Here is a 4,030-nt window from a genome sequence, read left to right on the forward strand (position 1 = left end):
TTATATTACTCATGTTGGGATATACCTTGGCAATAACCGTATGTTTCATGCAGGCGACCCAATCGGTTATGCCGACTTAACAAGCCCCTACTGGCAACAGCATTTAGTGGGAGCAGGACGAATCAAACAATGAGAAAGGAAGATTTAATGATGAAATTTAGAAAAAATCAGAATAAAGAAAAACAGATACCAAAGGAAAAGAAACCTCGTGTCTACTATAAGGTCAATCCTCATAAAAAGGTTGTGATTGCCTTGTGGGTACTTTTAGGGCTTAGTTTCAGCTTTGCGATATTCAAGCACTTTACAGCTATAGATACTCATACTATTCACGAAACAACTATCATAGAAAAGGAATACGTTGATACTCATCATGTAGAAAATTTTGTAGAGAACTTTGCGAAAGTCTACTATTCATGGGAGCAATCCGATAAGTCCATTGATAATCGAATGGAAAGTCTAAAAGGCTATCTGACAGATGAACTTCAAGCTCTCAATGTTGATACAGTACGCAAAGATATTCCTGTATCGTCTTCTGTAAGAGGATTTCAGATATGGACGGTAGAGCCAACTGGCGACAATGAGTTTAATGTAACCTACAGTGTAGACCAGCTCATTACAGAGGGAGAAAATACAAAGACCGTCCACTCTGCTTATATAGTGAGTGTCTATGTAGATGGTTCTGGAAATATGGTACTGGTTAAGAATCCGACCATTACCAACATACCTAAGAAATCAAGTTATAAACCAAAAGCCATTGAAAGTGAGGGGACGGTTGATTCCATTACAACCAATGAAATCAATGAGTTTTTAACGACGTTCTTCAAGCTCTATCCTACAGCGACAGCCAGTGAACTTTCCTACTATGTGAATGACGGGATATTAAAACCAATCGGAAAAGAGTACATCTTTCAAGAACTGGTAAATCCTATTCACAATCGTAAGGATAATCAAGTCACGGTATCGCTGACAGTGGAGTATATCGACCAGCAGACCAAAGCAACGCAGGTATCTCAATTTGATTTGGTACTTGAAAAGAACGGGAGTAATTGGAAGATTATAGAATAACAAATATTGGTACATTATTACAGCTATTTTGTAATCACGTACTCTCTTTGATAAAAAATTGGAGATTCCTTTACAAATATGCTCTTACGTGCTATTATTTAAGTATCTATTTAAAAGGAGTTAATAAATATGCGGCAAGGTATTCTTAAATAAACTGTCAATTTGATAGTGGGAACAAATAATTGGATGTCCTTTTTTAGGAGGGCTTAGTTTTTTGTACCCAGTTTAAGAATACCTTTATCATGTGATTCTAAAGTATCCAGAGAATATCTGTATGCTTTGTATACCTATGGTTATGCATAAAAATCCCAGTGATAAAAGTATTTATCACTGGGATTTTTATGCCCTTTTGGGTTTTTGAATGGAGGAAAATCACATGAAAATTATTAATATTGGAGTTTTAGCTCATGTTGATGCAGGAAAAACTACCTTAACAGAAAGCTTATTATATAACAGTGGAGCGATTACAGAATTAGGAAGCGTGGACAAAGGTACAACGAGGACGGATAATACGCTTTTAGAACGTCAGAGAGGAATTACAATTCAGACAGGAATAACCTCTTTTCAGTGGGAAAATACGAAGGTGAACATCATAGACACGCCAGGACATATGGATTTCTTAGCAGAAGTATATCGTTCATTATCAGTTTTAGATGGGGCAATTCTACTGATTTCTGCAAAAGATGGCGTACAAGCACAAACTCGTATATTATTTCATGCACTTAGGAAAATGGGGATTCCCACAATCTTTTTTATCAATAAGATTGACCAAAATGGAATTGATTTATCAACGGTTTATCAGGATATTAAAGAGAAACTTTCTGCCGAAATTGTAATCAAACAGAAGGTAGAACTGTATCCTAATATGTGTGTGACGAACTTTACCGAATCTGAACAATGGGATACGGTAATAGAGGGAAACGATGACCTTTTAGAGAAATATATGTCCGGTAAATCATTAGAAGCATTGGAACTCGAACAAGAGGAAAGCATAAGATTTCAGAATTGTTCTCTGTTCCCTCTTTATCATGGAAGTGCAAAAAGTAATATAGGGATTGATAACCTTATAGAAGTTATTACTAATAAATTTTATTCATCAACACATCGAGGTCCGTCTGAACTTTGCGGAAATGTTTTCAAAATTGAATATACAAAAAAAAGACAACGTCTTGCATATATACGCCTTTATAGTGGAGTACTACATTTACGAGATTCGGTTAGAATATCGGAAAAGGAAAAAATAAAAATTACAGAAATGTATACTTCAATAAATGGTGAATTATGTAAAATCGATAAGGCTTATTCTGGAGAAATTGTTATTTTGCAAAATGAGTTTTTGAAGTTAAATAGTGTTCTTGGAGATACAAAACTATTGCCACAGAGAAAAAAGATTGAAAATCCGCACCCTCTACTACAAACAACTGTTGAACCGAGTAAACCTGAACAGAGAGAAATGTTGCTTGATGCCCTTTTGGAAATCTCAGATAGTGATCCGCTTCTACGATATTACGTGGATTCTACGACACATGAAATTATACTTTCTTTCTTAGGGAAAGTACAAATGGAAGTGATTAGTGCACTGTTGCAAGAAAAGTATCATGTGGAGATAGAACTAAAAGAGCCTACAGTCATTTATATGGAGAGACCGTTAAAAAATGCAGAATATACCATTCACATCGAAGTGCCGCCAAATCCTTTCTGGGCTTCCATTGGTTTATCTGTATCACCGCTTCCGTTGGGAAGTGGAATGCAGTATGAGAGCTCGGTTTCTCTTGGATACTTAAATCAATCATTTCAAAATGCAGTTATGGAAGGGATACGCTATGGTTGCGAACAAGGATTATATGGTTGGAATGTGACGGACTGTAAAATCTGTTTTAAGTATGGCTTATACTATAGCCCTGTTAGTACCCCAGCAGATTTTCGAATGCTTGCTCCTATTGTATTGGAACAAGTCTTAAAAAAAGCTGGAACAGAATTGTTAGAGCCATATCTTAGTTTTAAAATTTATGCGCCACAGGAATATCTTTCACGAGCATACAACGATGCTCCTAAATATTGTGCGAACATCGTAGACACTCAATTGAAAAATAATGAGGTCATTCTTAGTGGAGAAATCCCTGCTCGATGTATTCAAGAATATCGTAGTGATTTAACTTTCTTTACAAATGGACGTAGTGTTTGTTTAACAGAGTTAAAAGGGTACCATGTTACTACCGGTGAACCTGTTTGCCAGCCCCGTCGTCCAAATAGTAGGATAGATAAAGTACGATATATGTTCAATAAAATAACTTAGTGTATTTTATGTTGTTATATAAATATGGTTTCTTGTTAAATAAGATGAAATATTCTTTAATAAAGATTTGAATTAAAGTGTAAAGGAGGAGATAGTTATTATAAACTACAAGTGGATATTGTGTCCTGTATGTGGAAATAAAACACGATTAAAGATAAGGGAAGATACTGAATTAAAAAAATTCCCCCTCTATTGTCCGAAATGCAGACAAGAAAATTTAATTGAAATAAAGCAGTTCAAAGTAACTGTGATTACAGAGCCAGACGCAAAGACGCAGAGCCGATAAAATGAGATTAATACAATCTCATTTTATCGGCTCTTTCCGTTATGTATGGATTCTTTTAATTAGTCTTCGATGTTTCTTGCTTCGTTGATACCGCTGGCTAAAGATTCCATTAAGGATAGTTCTTTGTCTGTAAAGCTATCCATGTATTTCTCTATCTGTAATCGTCGGGTGCTTTTTACCAAGTTATTAGCAGGTAAGAAAAATTCATCAACGGAAACATGAAGTAACGATACAAGGTCATAAAGAACTTGTATGCTGGGGTGTTGCCCTTTATTTTCAATATTAGTTAAGTACCGTGGGTCAATTTCAATCAATGCTCCCACTTGTTCACGAGTTAAACCTCGTTTCAATCGAGCTTCTTTAATGGCTAAACCAAAGGCTCT

Annotated in this window: 5 protein-coding genes and 1 pseudogene; 5 read left to right on the top strand and 1 reads right to left on the bottom strand. The window is 35.6% G+C overall.

Going from position 1 to position 4,030, the window contains the following annotated elements; genetic code table 11:
• The 5 genes and pseudogenes from D3H64_RS08330 to D3H64_RS08350 form a co-directional block, all read left to right on the top strand.
• A partial coding sequence (locus tag D3H64_RS08330) for an NlpC/P60 family protein (protein ID WP_147429910.1) occupies positions 1–133 on the top strand: 133 nt, incomplete at its 5' end.
• The gene (locus D3H64_RS08335; protein WP_001224320.1) at positions 130–1,065 is read left to right on the top strand and encodes a conjugal transfer protein; all 936 of its coding nucleotides are present in this window, start codon (positions 130–132) and stop codon (positions 1,063–1,065) included. The genes D3H64_RS08330 and D3H64_RS08335, both read left to right, overlap by 4 nt.
• A 313-nt stretch (positions 1,066–1,378) precedes the next feature.
• Positions 1,379–1,426 (top strand): annotated as a pseudogene (locus D3H64_RS10600) (hypothetical protein); the annotation flags it as partial.
• A 15-nt stretch (positions 1,427–1,441) separates the two neighbouring features.
• Positions 1,442–3,361 carry a tetracycline resistance ribosomal protection protein Tet(M) gene (tet(M), locus tag D3H64_RS08345; RefSeq protein ID WP_032812904.1) on the top strand — a complete coding sequence of 640 codons (1,920 nt, stop codon included), beginning with the start codon at positions 1,442–1,444 and terminating at the stop codon, positions 3,359–3,361.
• 118 nt (positions 3,362–3,479) lie between these two features.
• The gene (locus D3H64_RS08350; protein ID WP_000336323.1) at positions 3,480–3,647 is read left to right on the top strand and encodes a cysteine-rich KTR domain-containing protein; all 168 of its coding nucleotides are present in this window, start codon (positions 3,480–3,482) and stop codon (positions 3,645–3,647) included.
• 59 nt (positions 3,648–3,706) lie between these two features.
• On the opposite strand, the gene D3H64_RS08355 is transcribed toward D3H64_RS08350, so the two are convergent.
• Positions 3,707–4,030, bottom strand: a 324-nt coding sequence (locus D3H64_RS08355; RefSeq protein WP_147429911.1) for a helix-turn-helix transcriptional regulator, incomplete at its 5' end; no start/stop codon positions are given.

Source organism: Atopobacter sp. AH10, assembly GCF_003664595.1.
In the GTDB taxonomy this organism is placed as follows: domain Bacteria; phylum Bacillota; class Bacilli; order Lactobacillales; family Aerococcaceae; genus Atopobacter.

What these genes read in the sequence shown, in the direction of transcription:
- D3H64_RS08335 (WP_001224320.1), top strand. Translation starts at nt 130, where the DNA reads ATGAGAAAGGAAGATTTAATGATGAAATTTAGAAAAAATCAGAATAAA.